This window comes from Nocardia sp. NPDC059240, assembly GCF_042753865.1.
Lineage (GTDB): Bacteria > Actinomycetota > Actinomycetes > Mycobacteriales > Mycobacteriaceae > Nocardia.
Genome location: NZ_JBHZAC010000001.1, coordinates 865062 through 883912 on the forward strand (window position 1 = coordinate 865062; position 18851 = coordinate 883912).

Consider the following 18851-nt stretch of genomic DNA (forward strand, 5'->3'; position numbering starts at 1 on the left):
GCCTTCCACGGCATGATCTGGGCCACCGTCCCGGGGTTCGCGATGCTCAAACTCACCACCGACGACGAGAACCTCGCGTATCTCCTACGCCTGCACCGGATTCCGAATCCCAGGACCGGCCCGTCCGTCTGATCCACCATGGAGTGGTGACACTCGACGGGGGCGACTGCGCACCATCACCAGGCACCACACCATCACCGCAGACACCGCGATCACTCTTCGCGCAACGTCTCACCGACCTGTTCACCGCCGCGGGCAACCCGACGCTCGAACGCGTAGCCGCCGCCACCGACCGCAGGCTGCGGCCGAGCCAAGGCCGCGACGGCGGAAAACCGGTGAGCTTCAAGCGCATCAGCGACTGGCGGGCGGGACGCAATGTCCCGGCCAGGTTCGAGACCTTGTCCCCGGTCCTGGTCACCCTCATCGACCTGGCCCGAGGCACCGGGCAACCCGTCCCGGCGCCCCTCTTCGACCTACGCCAGTGGCATACCCTCTGGAAGGCCGCCGTCGCCTGGCGTTTGGACACCCTCGACCCCGAAGCTTCCTGCCCGTACCGGGGACTGGCCCCCTACGGCACCGAACACGCCACGTGGTTCTTCGGCCGCACCACCGCGACAACCGAATTGACCGAGCGCGTCCGCTCCGCCGCGGCCGGAGGCGGCGGGATCGTCGCCCTCGTCGGCGCCTCCGGCGCGGGCAAATCCTCACTCCTGCAGGCAGGTCTGATCCCGGCGGTCACCGCCGGCATCGAGGGCTGGCAGGTCGCCACCATCACCCCTGGCCCGGATCCGCGCGCCGCTCTCACCACTGCCGTCGAAGGCACGATCGGCCGATGGTCCCCCGGGAAACCCGGTCTACTGGTCATCGACCAATTCGAGGAACTCTTCACCGCCTGCACCGAAGACACGGTCCGGGAGCAATTCCTCACCGCTCTCCAGGAACTGACCAGTGCCGACGAGGAACCTCGCGTGGTGGTCCTCGGCATCCGCGCGGATTTCTTCGCCCGCTGCCTCGACTACCGAGTACTCGAGAACGCCCTCAATGAGCGCGCATACATGCTCGGCCCGATGCGCGCGCACGAGCTGGCCGACGCGGTAACAGGACCGGCGACCCTCGCAGGCCTGCGACTCGAACCCGGCTTGGCGGATCTGGTCATCACCGAACTGCGCGGTCCCGCCGACAATTACGATCCGGGCGCACTCCCACTGCTCTCCCATGTCATGGCAGCAACCTGGAACCACCGCGAAGGCCGCCAATTGACCATCGAGGGCTACCGCAAAACCGGCGGCGTAGTCGGTTCGGTTGCTGGCACCGCCGAAACCGTGTGGAGCAACCTCACCGAACCCCAACGGGCACACGCCCAGCCGCTCCTCGTACAGCTCGTCGACGTTGATCCGGACCACCGGGATACCCGGCGAATCGTCACGCGACAAAGCATCGTCGACAGCTCGGAGGATCCTGGTGCAGCCGGCGCAGTGCTGGAGGCGCTCGTCCGGGCTCGACTGGTCACACTCGATGACCGACATGTCCTGTTCACCCATGAGATCGTGCTCAGCGCCTGGCCGCGGTTGCGGGCCTGGATCGAGGAGGATCGGGTCGGCTATCTGGTCCAGCAGCGGCTGGAATCCGATGCGGCGGATTGGGCTGGGGCGCGACGAGATCCGGCCCTGCTGTACCGGGGACCGCGCCTGGAGTCCGCCGGGGCCGCAGTGGGTCGGCTCCGGTTGCCGCCGACCCGCACAGGCGCGGATTTCCTCGCGGCGGCGCGCCGGTCAGCCCGGCGTGGTCGTCGCCGGACCGCCGCGATCCGGACCGTGCTCGCGCTGCTCGGGGTGGGCATCCTGGTGCTGGCAATAGGGATTGTCGCCGAGGTCAGGATCAGCGAGACCCGGCGGGCCGCAGCCGATCTCGAGACGGTGCTGGCCGAAGCGGACGCCGTGCGCACTGGGGACCCGACATTGTCCGCGGAGCTGGATCTCGTCGCGCACAGCATCAATGCCGGGGACGGAACGGTGCGGTCACGGTTGCTCGCCACTCAGAATCTGCCGCTGGCCACGAGCCTGCCGGGGCATGGGCAGACGGTGCGGGGAATCGCGTTCCAGCCGGGCGGGACGATCCTGGCCACGGGCTCGACCGACCACACCATCCGGCTGTGGCGCACGGCATTACCGAATCCGCAGCAGGTCGGTACGACGATCGACTGCGGCGCAGCGGTATCCGGGGCCGCGTTCACCCCGGACGGGGCAACGCTCGTCGCCGCGTGCGGCACGACGTTGCGAACCTGGAGTGTCGCCGATCCGGCCGATCCGCGTGGGCTCGCCACTGTGGAAACCGGCCGGGCGGTGACCATGATGGCATCGACGACTTCGGGCGGGATGGTGGCGGTTGCCACCGATGACAATGCCGTCGCGCTGTGGAGCCTCGAATCGCCCACCGCGCCACGGCTGATCACCGTACTGCCGGGCACACCCGATCCGGTCACCGCGCTGCAGTTCGTACCCACAAGAGCGTGGCTGGCCGTCGCAGGCGCGAACACGGTGCGGCTGTGGTCGGTGCCCGACGGGCATTCGGGGGTCGCCCTCGGGCCCCCGATCACCGCACCGGACCCCGACATCCAGGCGATCGCCATCGATCCCGCCGGGCGGACACTTGCCATCGGGACGGGCACGACCGAAAGGCGATCCGAAGGTCGCGCGAATGCCGTTGTCTCTCTGTGGGACGTCGGTGATCCGACCCAGGTCCGGCAGCTGGGTCAGCCACTCACGGTCGCACATGAATCGGAGCTGCGCTCCCTGGCGTTCGCTCCCGATGGCGAATCCCTCGCCGCAGGCGATCACTCGGTCGTGACGATCTGGAACATCGCCAACCCCGCCCGGATCTATCCCCTGGGCGAGCCCGTGTCGATCTCCTCACCACCGTGCCCGATCCCGAATACGCTGCAGCCCTGCGTGGACGGCCCGACGGTTCTATCCTTCGGCGCGGATGCGCACACTCTCGCAGTCGGCGGGGACCTCGGTTCGGTGCGAATCTGGTCGCTGCCGCCCGCCGCCATCAGCGGAGTGCTCGGCTGGGGCGCCCGGCCCGTGCTCAGTGACAACGATCGCCTGCTGACCGCCGTTCTCGACCAGGACGCATATCTGTGGGACGTCCGCAATTGGCACGCGCCAAGGCAACTCGCGGATCTGGGACCCGGCCCGTCGGGCGGCTGGGTCTACTCCGCAACCCTCAACCCAGCCGGTACCCTCGCGGCCGTCCCCTCCGGATCGCCACCGACGGTTCGAGTTCTCGATATCGCCGACCCTGCCAGCGTGCACGAATTGTTCGAACTGCCCGATACCGCAGTCGCCTGGTTCGATGGCGTCGCCGACAGCCTCTTGTTCAGCATGCCCCTCGGTGACACTCACGCCCTCCAGATCTGGCGGGTGACCGACCGGACTCACCCCGTCAAGATCGGTCCGCCGGTGACGTTCGACCCGGCTCCGCTACGCGCACAGCCTGACCCCGCACAGACGAGCCAGACCCTGTGGTTCGACGCCGCGTCCGACACGACCCTGATCACGCTGGCCACCGACCTGAAGGCGGACGGTACTGTGCCCTCCGCCATTCGATTCTGGGACTTCTCGGACCCGGCCCATATGCACGAAATCGGCCACATCGACGCCGATCCGGGCCACCCCTTCGCCGCCCAGCGCAGTACCGAAGACGGCGACCTGGTGGTGCTGACCGGAGACCTCTTGCAGACATGGGATATTCACGATCCGACCAATCCGCACAAACTCGGCCCGCCGGTCGCGACCAACGGTCTCAATATCCAGTCGCTCGAGTTCAGCCCTGATCTCGACACCATCGTCACGACGAGCGCCGATTCGTCGGTCCGCCTGTGGGACTACCACGATCGCGCCCATCCACGGCCTATCGGACAGTCCATCGCGCCGACCGCGCCGACTGCTTGGCACCTGAACTTTGCGTCGGCCGACGACCTGATCGGGACTCGCAACGGTGCGATGGCGATCTGGGATCTGGATGAACAGCATGCGATACAACGCATTTGCAACGTGACGCGGGGGGCGCTGAGCCGGGAGGTGTGGGCGGCTCATCTCCAGCGGCTGGCGTATCGGCCGCCGTGCTGACGACGTTTTCTCCAAGGGGTTTGTCCCGAACATCCCACTGGTCCGATCCGGAATCCATTTGGGCGCGAAGGGGGTCGGCAACCCCACTGGACGGGGAGGTGGGAGGGGTTTCCGAACGGCGGTGACTTCCAGCCCAATCCGCGTGTCGCAGCGCGGCGCGCCGTAAGGATTGGACCATCGGCAAATCAACAGTTTCGCGGTTGGGCAAACATCGACTAGAAATGTTCTCCGTGCCCACCGGAATCACCTGTCAGCCATCGGGACTCCTTGGACGGGAGTCCAGATGACAATTGAACATCCGCGCGAGGACGACGTCAGTCAGCTGGCGCAACGGGTCGAGAAGGCCCGGGGGCGGCTGGCCTACCAGTACGATCCCGCGCTCACCGATGCGCTGTCGGAGACCGAGCTGGTCGCCGAGCGCGACCTAGCCGAACGCATTCGCGAGCAGGAGCGGGCTCAACGCTGGAAGCAGGCCGAGGCCGCGGCCGGTCAGGCCGACCGCGCTCGGCAGACCACCGAGGAAATCGAGAAGGCCGACATTCGCGACTTGCTGCTCGCCCGCAAGGCGATCGCCGCACAGCGGCGAGAATCGAGCCCGCACGCCAAACTGGCGTCGCTGTACAAACATCGGGCGTGGAGCCAGCGTGCGCTCGCCGGTGTGGTCGCGGCCGGCATGCTCTGGTCCGCGGTCAACGTGCAGCACAATATCGCGCCGGGCGGTGCGAGCGATCCGCTCTACTGGTTCAGCTACCTGCTCGAAGGCATGATCAGCGTCTGCCTCGTGATCATCATGATCGGCACCAACAAGGTGGCCGAGTGGGGTGTGATCGACAGCCGCCGCCAGGTGGTGGTCGCCGAGATGGCGCTGCTGAGCTTGACGGTCATCCTGAACACCTACCCGTACATCAAGACCGGTAGCTGGTACGACGTGGCCGTGCATGCCATCGCACCGGTGATGATCGGCGTGTCACTGCTGATCCACAATGCCGCGGCCGGACGCTACGGCCTGGCCATCGTGCGCGCCACCGACCAGATTCGGGATCTACCCGACCCGGGCGAACAACTACGCCGCGCCGCACCGACCGTAGTGTCGTGGCCGTCGCGTCCGCAGCCGACGCCCATGCCGACCCAGACCCCGGCGCTGACCGCGGCTCCCGCCGAGTCCGCGCGGACCGTCGAGGCCGAGGCCCAGGTGATCGAGCCGGAGACCCGCGCCACCCGGTCCGAGAGCAACGGCAATGGCAACGGCAAGTCCGAGAGTCATTCGGACAACGGCAAGTCCGTGAACAAGGAGCGCCGTTCCGCCACCGGCAAGCCCCGCAAGGCCGAGGAGGACGAGCGCTCCCCGCTCGCCGACCTGGCCGACCCGGTCCCCCCGCTCAATGTCTACGACACCGGCCAGTTCCGGATCGCCGAGACCCTCGAGCAGGAACTCGCCGAACTCCAGGCCGCCCGCCGCCGCGCCCGCGCCGCGTCGCGCTCCCGCAACGGCAGTGGCCTCGACGACGACTGACATAACTTGTGAGCCGAATCGGCCGATGCCCCAGTGACATCGGCCCGATAAGCCGAACACCCCGGTGATCCGCAGCCAGCGGCCCACCGGGGTGGCGTCGTTTCAGGGGCCTGGATCGACGCAGCCGACACGGGATCGCCCGGCCGGACCCTGAGTGCCGACCGACCCCGAATCGCCCGAGCGGAGCCGTGAAGGGAATCAGCCGCGCGGCACATCTTCGCGCCCTGGCAAGTCTTCGCGCCCTGGCACATCTTCACGCCCTGGTGACCCTCCCAGCGCCGCACGGGAATCGGTTCGAGTCGGGCATGGATCGCCGCACTCGGATCCGGATCGAGTCGGCGGGAACGGAACTCGCGTGGGCCGTACCGAGATCGGTTCGGCCGTCCCGGGATCAGCGCGGCCGAGCGTGGATCGGTGAAGGGAGCAGGGTTCGATTCAGGGAGGCGGAATCGGTTCAGGGAGCAGGAGCCTCGGCCGGGACGACGACGGCCGAGCGGGGTTGGGCCGGGGTGCCCGCGTGCTGGAGGTAGCCGAGCCAGCCGGTGCCGACGAACACCGCGAGCAGCACCGCCGTGGGCAGTTCGAAGATGAACCAGCCGGTGGCACAGAGCACCTCGCGCATGGAGTGGGCGGGACGCGCCGCGCGGGGCGGGCGAACGGTGCGGGTGGCGCGGAGGGGTGGGCGCTGATGCCGGAGTGTGCCGTGATTCGAACGGTACTGCCTGCCCTGCCTGCCCACCGTGCCTCCGTACCTAGAGAAGTGCCGTACCCAGCATGCCCAATCGAAGGTGCGCGCACAGCGGTGAACGACCGGACATTTCGATGTCCGCTCGGGGCGCGCATCAGGCAGTATGCCCAAAGGCCCGGACATCCGGGGCACAATGACCGGACATACCGGCAGGTCTCGAACCCGGTGTGTCGCGCGCGAAATCCGTTCGCCGCCGGGACGGTTTCAGCCGTTGCTGCCGCGCAGCCCCGAGAAGTCGCGCAGCACAACATGATTGCGGTCCACACAGCTGCCGAGCGCGTGGTCGGGGTGTAAACCCAGGTACTGGCTGCGGGTTCGGGTGCTCCAGCGCCGCGCCGCCTCCGACCGCGTCTTGTAGAAGTTGACCATGTATCCGCCCTCGTAGATCCGCACCAGGCTGTACCCGCCCGGGTACTCCTTGACCGCGCCCACCTCGAGGAATTCCACGCCGATCCCGGAGTCCGGGCGGCTCAGCCGATTCCGGTGGGTGTGCCCGCTGTGGTGCAGGAACACGCCGGGTGCGTGCGCGTACAGGCCGTGCAGCGAGGCGGCGCTGAAGCGGTCCAGCACGAAGCCGGGTCCGCCCGGATTGCTCACCGCCGCATGCCTGGTCACCGGATGGTGGCCGAAAACCAGTGTCGGCCGGTCCGGTTCGCCGCGCAGCAGTTCCCGCAGGTGGGCCAGCTGGGGTGCGGCGAGGGTGCCGCCCGCCCCGCGCACCCGGGTGGTGTCGAGCCCGATCAGCCGCAGCCCGCCGACGAAGTACTCGACCAGCCGGTCGCGCGCGTGGAACACCTCACCCCAGTGGTCGGTCTCCTCCGGCGGCCGGATGTCGTGATTTCCTCTGCACGCGAAGTAGTCCCGGCCCAGGGTGCCCCAGTCGTCGAGGCGGGCACGCACGCCGCGCGACTGCTCGGCGGTCCCGGAATCAGTCATATCGCCCGCCACGACGAGCTGGTCCACGGCCCGGTCCGGCAGCCGCAGATCCTCCAGCACGGCCTGCAGCATGAATTCCGGGTATTCGTCGGTGCTGTGCCGCAGCCCTTCGAACAGTCCCGCGAACAGCCCGCTGGCCGGTTCCCCGTAGTGCAGGTCATTGGTCAGCGCCAGGGTGCGCAGCAGTCGCCCGGGCGGTGGCGTCAGGGTGGTGAGAATGCCGGTGGATTCGGGTGTTCCGGACCGCCGGGTCACCAGGGTGCGGGCCGGTGCGGCGCGGCGGCCGTCGGAGTACGCCTCGAAGCGATAGGCCCGCCCCGGTTCCAGATCCCGGATCTCCGCGTAGTGATAGGCCGTGCGCCGCCCCTCGAAATGCCAGGTGCGTGGCGCGGAGCGGCCGTCGGCGGGTGCGATGCGGACCTCGGTGTCGGCCGGGACCGGCCGTAGTCGCCCGCCTCGGGTGCGGGCCCGGGTGGTCCAGGTGATGACGGCCGAATGATCGGTCACCGTGACGACTTCCAGGTCCGAGGCCACCACGTCCTCGCCCTGCGCTCGTCGCGCCTGCGGATCGAACAGCGGGCGCTGAGCCGCGAACAGCGGGCGCGGAGCACGCACGGCCACCGCCGCTCCCGCTGTCGCCGCATTGGCCAGCCACATGGTTCGAAGTCGTGGTTCCAGCATCACATCTCCGTCCGCCGAAGCTCCCTGAAGGCGACGGTACGGTTACCAGATAAACCTCCAGGTGCCCGCACATGACCGATCAGCTTCCAATTTCGGACATTCAGGTCATCTCCGGGCTTTCCGGACGTCAGAACGGTTTGGTGGGCAGGTACTTTCCGTCCAGGGTGATGACCGCGCGCTCGCCGCCCTCGGGATCGGCGACCTTCTTCACCTCGAGCTTGAAGTTGATCGCGGAGATGATCCCGTCCCCGAACTGCTCGTGCACCAGCGCCTTCAAGGTGGTGCCGTAGACCTGCAGCATCTCGTAGAAGCGGTAGATGGTCGGATCGGTCGGCACTCCACCGGGAATCGAGCCGCGCATCGGGATGGTCTGCAGCAGCCGGGCCGCGTCCTCATCGAGGTCGAGCAGTTCGGCCACCGCGAGTGCGGACTTCTCCGGCAGCGGGTGCTGACCCAGGATGGCGGCGGTGACGAACGCGGGCGAGAGCCCGGCCGCGTCCGCGATCTGCTGCCAGGTCAGGTCCTTGGCGATCTTGGCGGCGACGGCGATATCGGCCAGCGCCTCGCGGGCGGTCGGATCGAACTGTGCGTGCACCATTTCGGTGACTCCTTTCGGGAAACCGCTGCTCGCGGACGCGAGAACGGTGGTGTGAGAGGGAATTTCGGATTCAGGCGGCGTGGAATTCGCCGGCGGGATCGAGCGCCTCGACGCGCCCGCTACCGATGTCGTACACCCAGCCGTGCAACGCGAGAGCGTCCCGCGTCAAGGCCCGCGCCACCGCCGGATGGGTGGCGAGGTTGGCCAGCTGTGCCACCACATTGTGGCGAACCAGCGCCGATACCGCTGCGGCACCGGTGATCTCGGGATCGACGCGGGCCCGGGCGGCGTCGGCGTGCGAGAGCCAGTCCGCCACCGCGGGCATCCCCGAGAGGTCCTGCCCCTGTGCCAGCGCGGTCATCGCGCCACAGCCGCTGTGCCCGCACACCACGATGTCGGTGACACCGAGCACGCTCACCGCGTACTCGACGCTGGCGACGACGCCGTTGGCCGCACCCCGCGCATACGGCGGCACGAGATTGCCGGCGGTGCGGATGACGAAGAGTTCTCCGGCCTCCGCGGAGGTGATGAGTTCCGGCACCACCCGGGCATCGGAGCAGCCGATGAACAGCGCACCGGGCCGATGGTCGTCGGCGAGCCGGGCGAACAGTCCGGCCTTGGCCGGGAACACCTCGCGCTGAAACCGCCCGAGACCATCCGTGAGGTTCGGCATGGGAACTCCTCTCCGATCGTTCCGGCCCCCTCGGACCGGCGAGTTCCACACTGCCTGAACTGGCACTATAGTGTCCAAGTCGCACTACTGATCGCATCTATTGCCCTCATCTATAGTTGGCCTGTGACACCAGAACTCCGGCATCTGCGCTATCTGCTGGCCGTCGCCGAGCACGGCAACTTCACCCGGGCCGCCGAGGATCTGCACGTCTCGCAGCCGACGCTCTCGCAGCAGATCCGCCAGCTCGAGCGACTGATCGGGGTGCCTTTGCTGGACCGCACCGGCCGCTCGGTCCGGCTGACCGACGCCGGGGCCGTCTACGCCGAGCACGCCCGGCGAGCACTGCGCGAACTGGCCGCCGCCGATCTCGCCGTCCACGATGTCGAGGACCTCACGCGCGGTCGCCTGCGGCTCGCGGTGACCCCGACCTTCACCGCATATCTGGTCGGCCCGCTGATCGCCGAATTCCGCGCCCGCCATCCCGGCATCACCCTGCACGTGCTCGAAACCGCCCAGGACGCCATGGAATCCGCGCTCCTGGCCGATGAGATCGACCTCGGCATCGCATTCGCCGACACCCCGATCCCCGGCCTCGACACCACCGCCCTGTTCGAGGAGGACCTGAGCCTCGTGGTGGGAGAACACAATCCGCTGGTGCGCGCACCCCGTTCAGCGCGCAAACCGCTGCCGATCGCCGCGCTCGCCGACCAGGAACTCGTCCTGCTCAGCCGCGACTTCGCCACCCGCGGCCACATCGACGACTACCTGGCGGCGCACGGGGTGACACCCCGGATCGCGGTAGAGACCAATGCCGTTCCCTCGGTCCTCGAGATCGTGCGGCACACCACCCTCGCCACCGTGCTGCCGCCCGCCATCGCGCACGCCCAACTCGGACTCGACACCGTCACCCTGGAGCCGCCGATGCCGACCCGGACCGTCGCCCTGCTGCGCCGCGAGCACGCCTATCCCTCCGCCGCCGCGCGCGCGTTCCTGCGGCTGTCCGGGGCGTGGGTTCACGCCCATCTCCCGCCCCCGCGAATTCCGGAGCGGAAAACCGAAATCCAAGCCTGAGCAGCCGATTCCCATGCCGTCCCATGGCGACCGCTCGGTCTGCGGCCGATGGTGGGTCCAACCCGATCCGGGCCCGGCCCGGACCATCCCCGACCCGCTCGCCAGGGAGCCGCCATGAATCCACCGCAGTATTCACCGCTGATCGATCTGCCGTCCGGGCGTTTTCATCCCGGCGGATTCGGGGCGCGGGTGGCGGCGCGGGTACTCGACGCGATGGTCGTCGCCATTCCGGTCGGAATTCTGGCCGCGTTCATCATCGCGGGCTCGGCCGACGACTCCGGTTATTCCACCGACGATTCCGCCTCCGGTGTCGCGGCCGCGCTGCTCATTGTCGCGCTCGCCGTGGCGCTGAGCGGACTCTACGAAATCGCGTTCGTCGCCGCGAGTGGCAGCACCCTCGGAAAACGAGTCCTCGGATTGCGAGTCGTCAACGCCGACACGTCTTCTCCGCCCCGCGACGGCACCGGCACGGGACCGGCCTTCACCCGGTGGGCCACCCTGTTCATTCCCGGTTTGCTGACCGCCGGCGGGTGGACGCTGCTGTGCGTGCTGTCGTGCGCGCGCGGTGGCCCCGGACGTCAGGGCTGGCACGACCGCACGGCCCGCACCTATGTGATCGCCGAACGATAGCGGCGTTGCGGCACCCGATTCGCTTCGCCGACAATCGCCCGAACGCCGTCCGCCGTGCGCAATAATCCCGACAACACCGAATGAGATTGCGGCGCAGTCGAAGCGAGCGGGAGGGTCCGGTGGAGGGGGAATCCGGTGGGGGCCATACGCCCCGGGAGGAATTCGCGCAGCGCTTGACCCAGCTATGGGATTTCGCGGGAAATCCGACGCTGCAGCGGGTCGCCGACGCGGCCAATCAGCGCATGGCGGCGGCGAGCCCGACGGCCAGAAAGGTGAATGCCCAGCGCATCAGCGATTGGAAACGCGGCCGGAATCTGCCCGCGAAATTCGATACCGTGCGCCCGGTCCTGCTCACCCTCATCGAGCTGGCCCGCAAGTCCGGCGCGGAGGTGCCGACCGGACAGCTCGGACTGCCCTTCTGGCGGCAGCTCTGGGTGAAATCGGTTGCCTGGGCACCGGACTCGTCGTGCCCGTATCGCGGCCTGGACTCCTTCCGATCCGGCGACGCCACCCTGTTCTTCGGCCGCGACCGAGCCATCACCGATCTGGTGGCGTTGGTCGAGCGGACCGCGCGGGACGGCGGAGGGGTCGCGGTGCTGCTGGGCGCGTCCGGGGCGGGTAAGTCCTCGCTGCTGGCCGCCGGACTGCTGCCGCACCTGGGTCCGGAATGGACTGCCGCCCAATGCACTCCGGCACTCGGCCCACCGAGAACCTGGCGACCGCGCTCGCGGCCGCAGGCCACGGCCGCCGCTTGATCGTCATCGACCAGTTCGAGGAGCTGTTCACCGGCGGCGCCGAGGACCAAGAGGTCACGGACTTCCTTGCGGGCCTGGGGGACCTCGACCCCGAGGTCACCGTGATGCTCGGGGTGCGCGCCGACTTCTTCGCCCGTTGCCTGGACCACCCGGTGCTGGCCGAGGCGCTCAACCAGCGCAGCCAGGTTCTCGGTCCGATGGGCGAGGCCGAATTGTCCGATGCCATCACCAAACCCGCCCACGCCGCCGGACTCAAACTCGAAAACGGCCTGCCCGAGTTGATCATCGCCGAATTGCTCGGCCTCGGCGGCCACGACGGTTCCGGCACGCTCCCGTTGCTCTCCCACGTCATGGAGGCCACCTGGCAGCACCGCGACGGCAACCGCCTCACCGTCGCGGGCTACCGCGAGGTCGGTGGCGTCGCGGGCTCGGTCGCCAAGACCGCCACCGACGCCTGGCACGAACTGAGCCCCGGAGCCCGCCGCGCCGCAGAGGACCTCCTGCTCGCCCTCGTCACCGTCGGTCAGGGCACCCGCGACACCCGCCGCCAGGTCCCGCCCGGCCAACTCCTCACCCACGCCGCCGATCCCGACGCCGCCCTGGAAGCCCTCGAAACCCTCGCCCACGCCCGCCTCATCACCCTCGACCAGGACACCGCCACCCTCACCCACGAGGTAGTCCTCGACGCGTGGCCGCACCTGCGCAAATTGATCGACGCCGACCGCGAGGGGCTGCTGATCCGCCAGCGCACGGAATCCGATGCGAGCGAATGGGATTCCGGCGGCCGCCATCGAACCCTGCTCTACCGGGGCGATCGACTCCGTCGCGCTCGCGGCGAGCAACGCGGATTGTCCGGCACAGGTACCGAATTCGTCACCGCGGCGACCCGACAGCGGCAACGACAACTGTGGTTGCAGTCAGGACTGGCGCTCACCCTGGTCGCCCTGCTGGTGGCGGCGCTGACCGGATACGTGAACAACACCATCACCAGCCGGGAACGTGATCAGGCGTTCTTCGCGAGCATTCTCAGTGATGCCGATCAACTGCAGGGCAGCGACCCCACCCTCGCCGCCGAACTGACCGCGCTCGCGGCGAATTCCAAGCCCTCGGATCCGAATGTGGTCTCCCGGCTGATCGCCAGTCAGACGCTGCCGCTGGCTACTACCTTCGCCGATCCGCACGGCACCGTCCTGTTCCCCACCTATCTCGACCACGGACTGCTGGCCACCGTCGGATTCGACAAAGTCATCCGCTTCTGGAACACCGGTACGCCCGGGACGGTGACTCAGGCCGGACCTGATCTGGCCGAGCAGGACGAGCACGTCACGAGTATCGCGGGGCGCGGCTCGATCCTGGTGTCCGGCAGTACCGAGCAAAAGGTCCGAATCCGCGATGTCACCGATCCCACCCATCCCGCGCTGCTTGCCACGATCGATGCGGGCGGGCCGGTGGATCGCGTCGCGCTGTCACACGACGGCACGCTGCTCGCCGTCGCCCACGGCCGCGATGTCACGCTCTGGAACATCCACGATGTCGCACGGCCGCAACAGGTTCCGACCCGGTACCCGATCGACGGCCAGGTGTACACGATGTGGTTCACCAGCGGTGATCGGGCCCTGATCACCGGCACCATCGCCAGTGTCGACATCTTCAGCTCCTTCGAGACCGCGACCGTGTGGGCGGTCGACCCTGCCCAGCCCACGGCCCGCAGCGCACGCATCGCGCAGAGTCCGAGCGAGCTGCGGCTGGCACACAATGCCGACGGCTCGCTGCTGGCGATCGGCGATTCGACTGTTCAGCACCAGGATTCGCGCCCCGCCGACAGCGAGATCACGATCGAGCGGATCGATGACCCTTTCAACCCGGCCGTCGTCACCGCGCCCTTCGCAATCGGCGCGGTCGGCGCGTTGATGAATATGGCGATGAGCCCCGACGGCCGTACCCTCGCCGTGCTGAGCCCGCTGGGCACCACGCTGTGGAATCTCGCAGACCTCGCCGATCCGGCCACTCTCGGTGCGCCACTGACCGGCCGGGCCATCGTCTGCCCCGATCAGGCCCGCCGGTGCACTGCCCTGGCACGCCAGTTGCAGTTTGCACCGGACAGCCGCTCGCTGACCATCGGCCTCGAGGGCGGCACGATTCAGCAGTGGTCGCTGCCCACCTCCGTGCTGGCAGGTCCGGCATCTCAGATCCAGCCGCTGGCAGTCAGTCCCGACGGCCGACGCCTGCTCACCTCCGGCGCGGGCGTCGACGCCAACGTGTGGGACATCAGCGATCCCGCCGACATCAAGCTGTTCAACACCGTCACCAAACCCGACTATCAGGCGTCCGCATCACCGGTGGTCGCGAGTCCAACCATCAGCGTCGACGGCAAGTACATCGGTTTGTCGATGCACGGCGTGATGACCCTCATCGACGTCTCGCAACAGGGAAAGACCCGGGAACTGCACACCTTTCCGGACGCGATCAGTCTCGCTTTCCTGCGCGACCGCCAGATCATGCTGGTCATCTACGGCGGCCTGTCGCCACGAATCGAGCTGTGGGACTACACCGATCCCGCAAATCCGGTCCGGCGCGGTGCCCCGATGTTCGTGCAGATCAGCCAGAAGCTGTTCACCACCGGGCTCAACGGCGTGACCACCCGCGACGGCCACACCGGCGTCCTGGTGTCGGACAAGCTCCAGGTCTACAAGCTCTCCGACTTCAGTACCAAACCGGCCGGCAGCATCGATCTGGGCTGGAACGGTACCGGGCGCGGCCTGGCCGTCACGCCCGACGCCGCCTACGTGGCCATGGGCTGGGACAACGGCACCCTGCGCGTCTGGAACATCAAGGACCCCACCCACATCACGCCATTGGGCGACCCGATCCCGGCGACCGGCAATACCGTCTCCGCGCTCGACATCAGCGCCGACGGCAAGACGATGGCGGTCGGCGGCACCGACTCGACGGTGCGGCTGTGGTCGTTCACCGATCCCCGGCATCCGAAACCCCAAGGGGTTTCGCTCACCCCGCAGACCTCCACCACGTGGCAGCTGGCCTTCCACCCGACCGCGAACTATCTGTTCGGCGCGGGTGATGATGGCGCGCTGCGGGCCTGGAACCTCGATCCCCGAGCTGCCGTCCAGCGCCTCTGCACGCTGACCCACACCACCATCGCCGATGATCTCGCGGCGCACTACCCGGACAAGCAGTTGCCCGCGCTGTGCCGGTCGTGAAGGGAGGGGTTCCGGTCCGGAATTCCGGTGGGGGCCAGGTGATCAGGGCAGATGGGTGGGCTGCCGGTAGTGGTGGATGCCCGATTCCCGTGTCCTTTTCTACCGTTTCAATGGTGCCGGTCACCCAGGCCGGCAGCTGCTCCCACTCTCGAAAGTAAGGCCCGACATGCCGGAAGCCCTTCAGTTCGCCAATATCGAACGCCCGCCGGTGTTTCCGGTCTGTCTCGTCGTGGATGTCTCCGGGTCCATGTCGGGGCGACCGATCGATGCCGTCAATCAGGCGTTGCCGGAGATGCAGCGGGCCATTCTGGACGATCCGTCCACCGGGGAGATCGCGCGGATCAGTGTGGTGACGTTCGAGACGCACGCGCAGATCGCGTTGCCGTTGTCGGATATGCACGAGACGCAGTTGCCGATGCTGGCCACCGCCGGGCTGACCAACTTCCACGATGCCTTCACCAAGGCGCGCGAGGCCATCGAGAACGGGATTCGGGGGCTGGGCAAGGGGACTCGATTCTACCGACCGGTCGTGTTCTTCCTCAGTGACGGCGGCAATACCGGGCCGGACTGGCAGCCCGCCTGGCACCAGCTGACCCGGCGTGACGACAAGTACGGCGCGGAGGTGGTCAGTTTCGGGATGGGGCAGGCGGATCGGGAGGCCATCGGGCGGGTGTCCACCGGGCACGCCTTCTTCGCCACCGACACCGACCCGGCCAACGCGGTACGCGAGATCATCAAAACGGTGGTGAACAGCATTCGTTCCACCTCCCGCTCCTTCAACTCCGCCAACCCGGGTTTGTCGATCGCACCCACCGCCGGCCTGACGCCGCTGCCGGTACAGGTGGTCGGCTGATGTTCGAGGACTTCACGAAATACCTGCGCGCCGGGCCGGAACAACCCATCCCGCAACCGCGTCCGACCATCGACTCGCCACCGCACCTGGGCCCCGATTCGCCGCGGCGTCCGGGTACCGACCCGGCATCGCATCCGGGTGTACCGGCAGGCGCGGCACCGCGTCCGGTCGCCGCGCCTCTCGTCCCGGTCCGGTCCGCATCCGCCGCCGAGCCGTGCCCGCCGGTATTCAGGCCGGCCGAGTTGCCCACCCACGCGCCGGTCATCGGCAATCGGATTGTGGCGCAGCCCTATCCGGCGCTGTCGGGTCAGCCGCTGGCCCTGCCCACCCTGCGCGCCGACGGCGGCGTGCTGGGCGGCCGCTGGCTGGCCGCGGCCAGCATTGCCGGTCTCACCCATCAGGCGGACGCCACCACCGCCCAGGATTCCTACTGCGCCGGGTATTCGGTGGACGGGTCGGCGCTGGTGCTGGCGGTGTGCGACGGACTCGGCTATCGCGAGCACACCTCCCAGGTCGGCGCGGACCTGCTGGCCCGGCTGTGTTGCGCGTTCGCGGCGTGGATCGTGCGCGAGCAGGCGCTCGGCGACGGCACCGAGGCGCTGATCAGGGCGGTCGAACAGGCCAATGACCGGCTCGTCGAGATGCAGCGCATGCATCTGCCCGAATGGGAGCCCGCGGATCTGCACTGCACCGTCATGCTGTGCCGGGTGCCGCTCACCGCCGACGGCGGGCCCGCGCTGTTCGCCCGCGCGGGCGACACCGAGGCGTTCCTGCTCCGGAACGCCCAGTACGCAACGGTATTCGCCCCCGATGCCGACGCCGGCCCCACCAATGTGGTGAAAGGCCCGCTCCCACACCAGAATCCGCGCGAGGTACTGCAGGTGACTGCGGTCGACCTCGACGCCGACGCCCTCATCCTTACCACCGACGGCCTCGCCCACGACATCTTCGACTCCCCCGGCACCCGCGAATGGCTGGCCGCACGCTGGGCCGTCCCGTGCGGACCGCACCGCATGCTCGACTCCCTGCGCTACCGCCGCCAGTCCTCCCACGACGACCGCACCGCACTGGTGGCCTGGCTACGGCCCTGGACCGGCGACGAGGTGGACGATGCCGCGGATCTCCGGTGAATCCGGGGCCACCTACGACGTCGAGGACACCCCGATCACCAGTGACGGCGGGCAATCACAGCTGTTCCGCTGCCGCGACACGGCCCGCGTCACCCGGGTCTACAAGCGCTACCACAAACCACTCACCGACCTCGCCGCCATCGGCTGGGTGAGCGAGGCCGCACGGCGCGGGCGCGAGGTGGTGCCCGCCGCCGAGGCCGCGGCGGGCCTGGCCTCGACCGCGGAGAGCTCCATCAACTGGCCCATCGACGTGGTGCGGCAGGGCAATTCGGTGATCGGCGTGGTGCTACCGCTGATCCCGCCGCAATTCTTCCTGCCCGACGGACGCCCGCGCAGCGCCGAATTCCTGTTCATGGTGCGCGACAATCCACCGGCAGCCCGCATCCGGGTAGGTGTCCTGATCCGGCTGTGCGACCTGTTCGTGGTGCTGCAGGACCAGCAACTGGTGCACGGCGACATCTCACCGAAAAACGTGGTCTGGACCGAATCCGGCCCGCACACCTACCTCATCGACTGCGACAGCATCCACCCCGCCCGCTCCACCGCCCACCGCGGCGTCGCCACCCCCAACTGGCAGGACCCCCGACTCGACACCGGCATCATCCAGGCCCACGACCAGTACAGCGACCGCTACGGCCTGGCTCTACTCATGTACCGCGGCCTGTTCCGAAACCCCGGCGCGCCCGCCCTGATCGGCGGAAAACTGTCGCAAGCCACCGGAATTCCCACCGGCACCGATCCCCGCCTGCGTGCACTGTTCGACCGTTCCTTCTCCGACGCCGCCGCCACCGACACCCGCCCCACCGCCACCGAGTGGCGCACCGCACTAACCACGGCATTCCTCACCGCCGACGGATCCGCCTACCGCGCAAGCGCTCTGGACATGCTCGACCGCCACGCCGAGCGGGTAGCGCCCACCCGCCACGCCCGGGTCAACCACGCAACGACTCGAATCCCGCACGCGCCCGACACCACCCGAATTCCAGCCGCGTCGGCGACCACCACCCTGACAGCCACCTCGTCGACCACCACCCTCAGCGGGCCACAGTCCCAGGCCCCGCCTTCCTGGTACCGACCGCAGGGCCCGGCGACCACCGCATCACTCCGACGGCCCCGCCCGCCCCTACCGCCCCCTAGCTATCAACACCGCCGCAACAGGACCGGATGGCTGGTCGCGGGCATCATCGTGGCCCTGATCATCGCTGCGATCGCAACCAACAAACACGACCGCCCCACCTCGAACACGGTGCCGGACACCACAAGTACCGCACCGCGCACCACCCCCGCCGCCCCCGATCCCGCCGCGAGCGCCCGACAGGCCCGTGCAGTCTCCGCCCTGCTCGACCGTTCCCACGCCAGCCGGCTGACCACCGCCGCAGCCATCCCCGCAATCCTCGCCTGCCGCAACGTCGCCCATGAAGCCGCCGAACTGGCCGACACGGAAACCGCACGGCAGTCCGAATACAGCGACGCCTCGCAACTCGACCTCTCGGCACTACCGTCCGGCACAAAACTCAAAACCGACCTGATAGAAGCACTAACCACGTCCTACCTAGCCGACGACGCCTACGCACGCTGGGCCGCCAACATCGCCAACTCCTGCGATTCGACCGCACCCCAAACCGCCGACTACCGCACCGGCAACAACTATTCCGGCCAGGCCACCAAAGCCAAACTCGCCTTCCTCACCGCCTGGAACCCCATCGCCCTCGCCCACAACCTCCCCACCCGAGCCGAGGAAGACATCTGATCCAGCGTCGCTTGGGTGCGCGCCGTACAAGATCAGGGAGCTCTCACTGCGGAAATTTGTCCAGTTTCCCTCGCTGACAGCTCCTTGATCTTGTCGGTGACGGGATCGGCTGTGACGATCCGACCGAACTACCAACACCGTCCTGGCCGGACGAGTTCGTCGACT

The 18851-nt window shown here is 68.4% G+C and carries 13 protein-coding genes; 9 read left to right on the top strand and 4 right to left on the bottom strand.

Features of this window, described 5'->3' with window-relative positions:
* Positions 1 to 146 precede the first annotated feature (146 nt).
* Positions 147 to 4130 carry a hypothetical protein gene (locus ACFXHA_RS04110; RefSeq protein WP_379352707.1) on the top strand — a complete coding sequence of 1328 codons (3984 nt, stop codon included), beginning with the start codon at positions 147 to 149 and terminating at the stop codon, positions 4128 to 4130.
* 283 nt (positions 4131 to 4413) lie between these two features.
* Positions 4414 to 5643, top strand: coding sequence for a hypothetical protein (locus tag ACFXHA_RS04115; RefSeq protein WP_379352709.1), 1230 nt, complete (start codon positions 4414 to 4416; stop codon positions 5641 to 5643).
* A 454-nt stretch (positions 5644 to 6097) separates the two neighbouring features.
* On the opposite strand, the gene ACFXHA_RS04120 is transcribed toward ACFXHA_RS04115, so the two are convergent.
* The 4 genes from ACFXHA_RS04120 to ACFXHA_RS04135 form a co-directional block, all read right to left on the bottom strand.
* Positions 6098 to 6382 (bottom strand): hypothetical protein, encoded by a 285-nt coding sequence (locus tag ACFXHA_RS04120; RefSeq protein ID WP_379352711.1) that lies wholly within the window; start codon positions 6380 to 6382, stop codon positions 6098 to 6100.
* A gap of 213 nt (positions 6383 to 6595) precedes the next feature.
* Positions 6596 to 8008, bottom strand: a complete 1413-nt coding sequence (locus ACFXHA_RS04125) for a metallophosphoesterase (protein WP_379352713.1) — start codon at positions 8006 to 8008, stop codon at positions 6596 to 6598.
* Positions 8009 to 8135: 127 nt separating this feature from the next.
* Complete coding sequence (gene cynS / locus ACFXHA_RS04130; protein WP_379352715.1) at positions 8136 to 8606, bottom strand: cyanase; 471 nt, start codon at positions 8604 to 8606, stop codon at positions 8136 to 8138.
* Positions 8607 to 8676: 70 nt separating this feature from the next.
* A complete protein-coding gene (locus ACFXHA_RS04135) occupies positions 8677 to 9279 on the bottom strand; it encodes a carbonic anhydrase (RefSeq protein ID WP_379352717.1) in 603 nt (200 codons plus the stop codon).
* 123 nt (positions 9280 to 9402) lie between these two features.
* Between ACFXHA_RS04135 and cynR the strand changes: the two genes are divergently transcribed.
* From cynR to ACFXHA_RS04170, 7 genes are all read left to right on the top strand, one after another.
* Positions 9403 to 10350 (top strand): transcriptional regulator CynR, encoded by a 948-nt coding sequence (gene cynR, locus ACFXHA_RS04140; protein WP_379352719.1) that lies wholly within the window; start codon positions 9403 to 9405, stop codon positions 10348 to 10350.
* A 114-nt stretch (positions 10351 to 10464) separates the two neighbouring features.
* Positions 10465 to 10980, top strand: a complete 516-nt coding sequence (locus ACFXHA_RS04145) for an RDD family protein (protein ID WP_379352721.1) — start codon at positions 10465 to 10467, stop codon at positions 10978 to 10980.
* A gap of 119 nt (positions 10981 to 11099) precedes the next feature.
* The gene (locus tag ACFXHA_RS04150) at positions 11100 to 11735 is read left to right on the top strand and encodes an ATP-binding protein (RefSeq protein WP_379352723.1); all 636 of its coding nucleotides are present in this window, start codon (positions 11100 to 11102) and stop codon (positions 11733 to 11735) included.
* Positions 11663 to 14953, top strand: a complete 3291-nt coding sequence (locus ACFXHA_RS04155; protein WP_379352725.1) for a hypothetical protein — start codon at positions 11663 to 11665, stop codon at positions 14951 to 14953. Before ACFXHA_RS04150 ends, ACFXHA_RS04155 begins: the two co-directional genes overlap by 73 nt.
* A 166-nt stretch (positions 14954 to 15119) precedes the next feature.
* The gene (locus ACFXHA_RS04160; RefSeq protein ID WP_379352727.1) at positions 15120 to 15806 is read left to right on the top strand and encodes a VWA domain-containing protein; all 687 of its coding nucleotides are present in this window, start codon (positions 15120 to 15122) and stop codon (positions 15804 to 15806) included.
* Complete coding sequence (locus ACFXHA_RS04165) at positions 15806 to 16936, top strand: protein phosphatase 2C domain-containing protein (RefSeq protein ID WP_379352729.1); 1131 nt, start codon at positions 15806 to 15808, stop codon at positions 16934 to 16936. The genes ACFXHA_RS04160 and ACFXHA_RS04165 overlap by 1 nt, the downstream gene beginning before the upstream one ends.
* On the top strand, positions 16917 to 18686 hold the full coding sequence (locus tag ACFXHA_RS04170; protein WP_379352731.1) for a hypothetical protein: 1770 nt from the start codon (positions 16917 to 16919) through the stop codon (positions 18684 to 18686). Before ACFXHA_RS04165 ends, ACFXHA_RS04170 begins: the two co-directional genes overlap by 20 nt.
* The last annotated feature ends 165 nt before the right edge of the window (positions 18687 to 18851 follow it).

What these genes read in the sequence shown, in the direction of transcription:
- ACFXHA_RS04115 (WP_379352709.1), top strand. Translation starts at nt 4,414, where the DNA reads ATGACAATTGAACATCCGCGCGAGGACGACGTCAGTCAGCTGGCGCAA.
- ACFXHA_RS04125 (WP_379352713.1), bottom strand. Translation starts at nt 8,008, where the DNA reads ATGCTGGAACCACGACTTCGAACCATGTGGCTGGCCAATGCGGCGACA.
- cynS (WP_379352715.1), bottom strand. Translation starts at nt 8,606, where the DNA reads ATGGTGCACGCACAGTTCGATCCGACCGCCCGCGAGGCGCTGGCCGAT.
- ACFXHA_RS04135 (WP_379352717.1), bottom strand. Translation starts at nt 9,279, where the DNA reads ATGCCGAACCTCACGGATGGTCTCGGGCGGTTTCAGCGCGAGGTGTTC.
- ACFXHA_RS04145 (WP_379352721.1), top strand. Translation starts at nt 10,465, where the DNA reads ATGAATCCACCGCAGTATTCACCGCTGATCGATCTGCCGTCCGGGCGT.
- ACFXHA_RS04155 (WP_379352725.1), top strand. Translation starts at nt 11,663, where the DNA reads ATGCACTCCGGCACTCGGCCCACCGAGAACCTGGCGACCGCGCTCGCG.
- ACFXHA_RS04160 (WP_379352727.1), top strand. Translation starts at nt 15,120, where the DNA reads ATGCCGGAAGCCCTTCAGTTCGCCAATATCGAACGCCCGCCGGTGTTT.
- ACFXHA_RS04165 (WP_379352729.1), top strand. Translation starts at nt 15,806, where the DNA reads ATGTTCGAGGACTTCACGAAATACCTGCGCGCCGGGCCGGAACAACCC.
- ACFXHA_RS04170 (WP_379352731.1), top strand. Translation starts at nt 16,917, where the DNA reads ATGCCGCGGATCTCCGGTGAATCCGGGGCCACCTACGACGTCGAGGAC.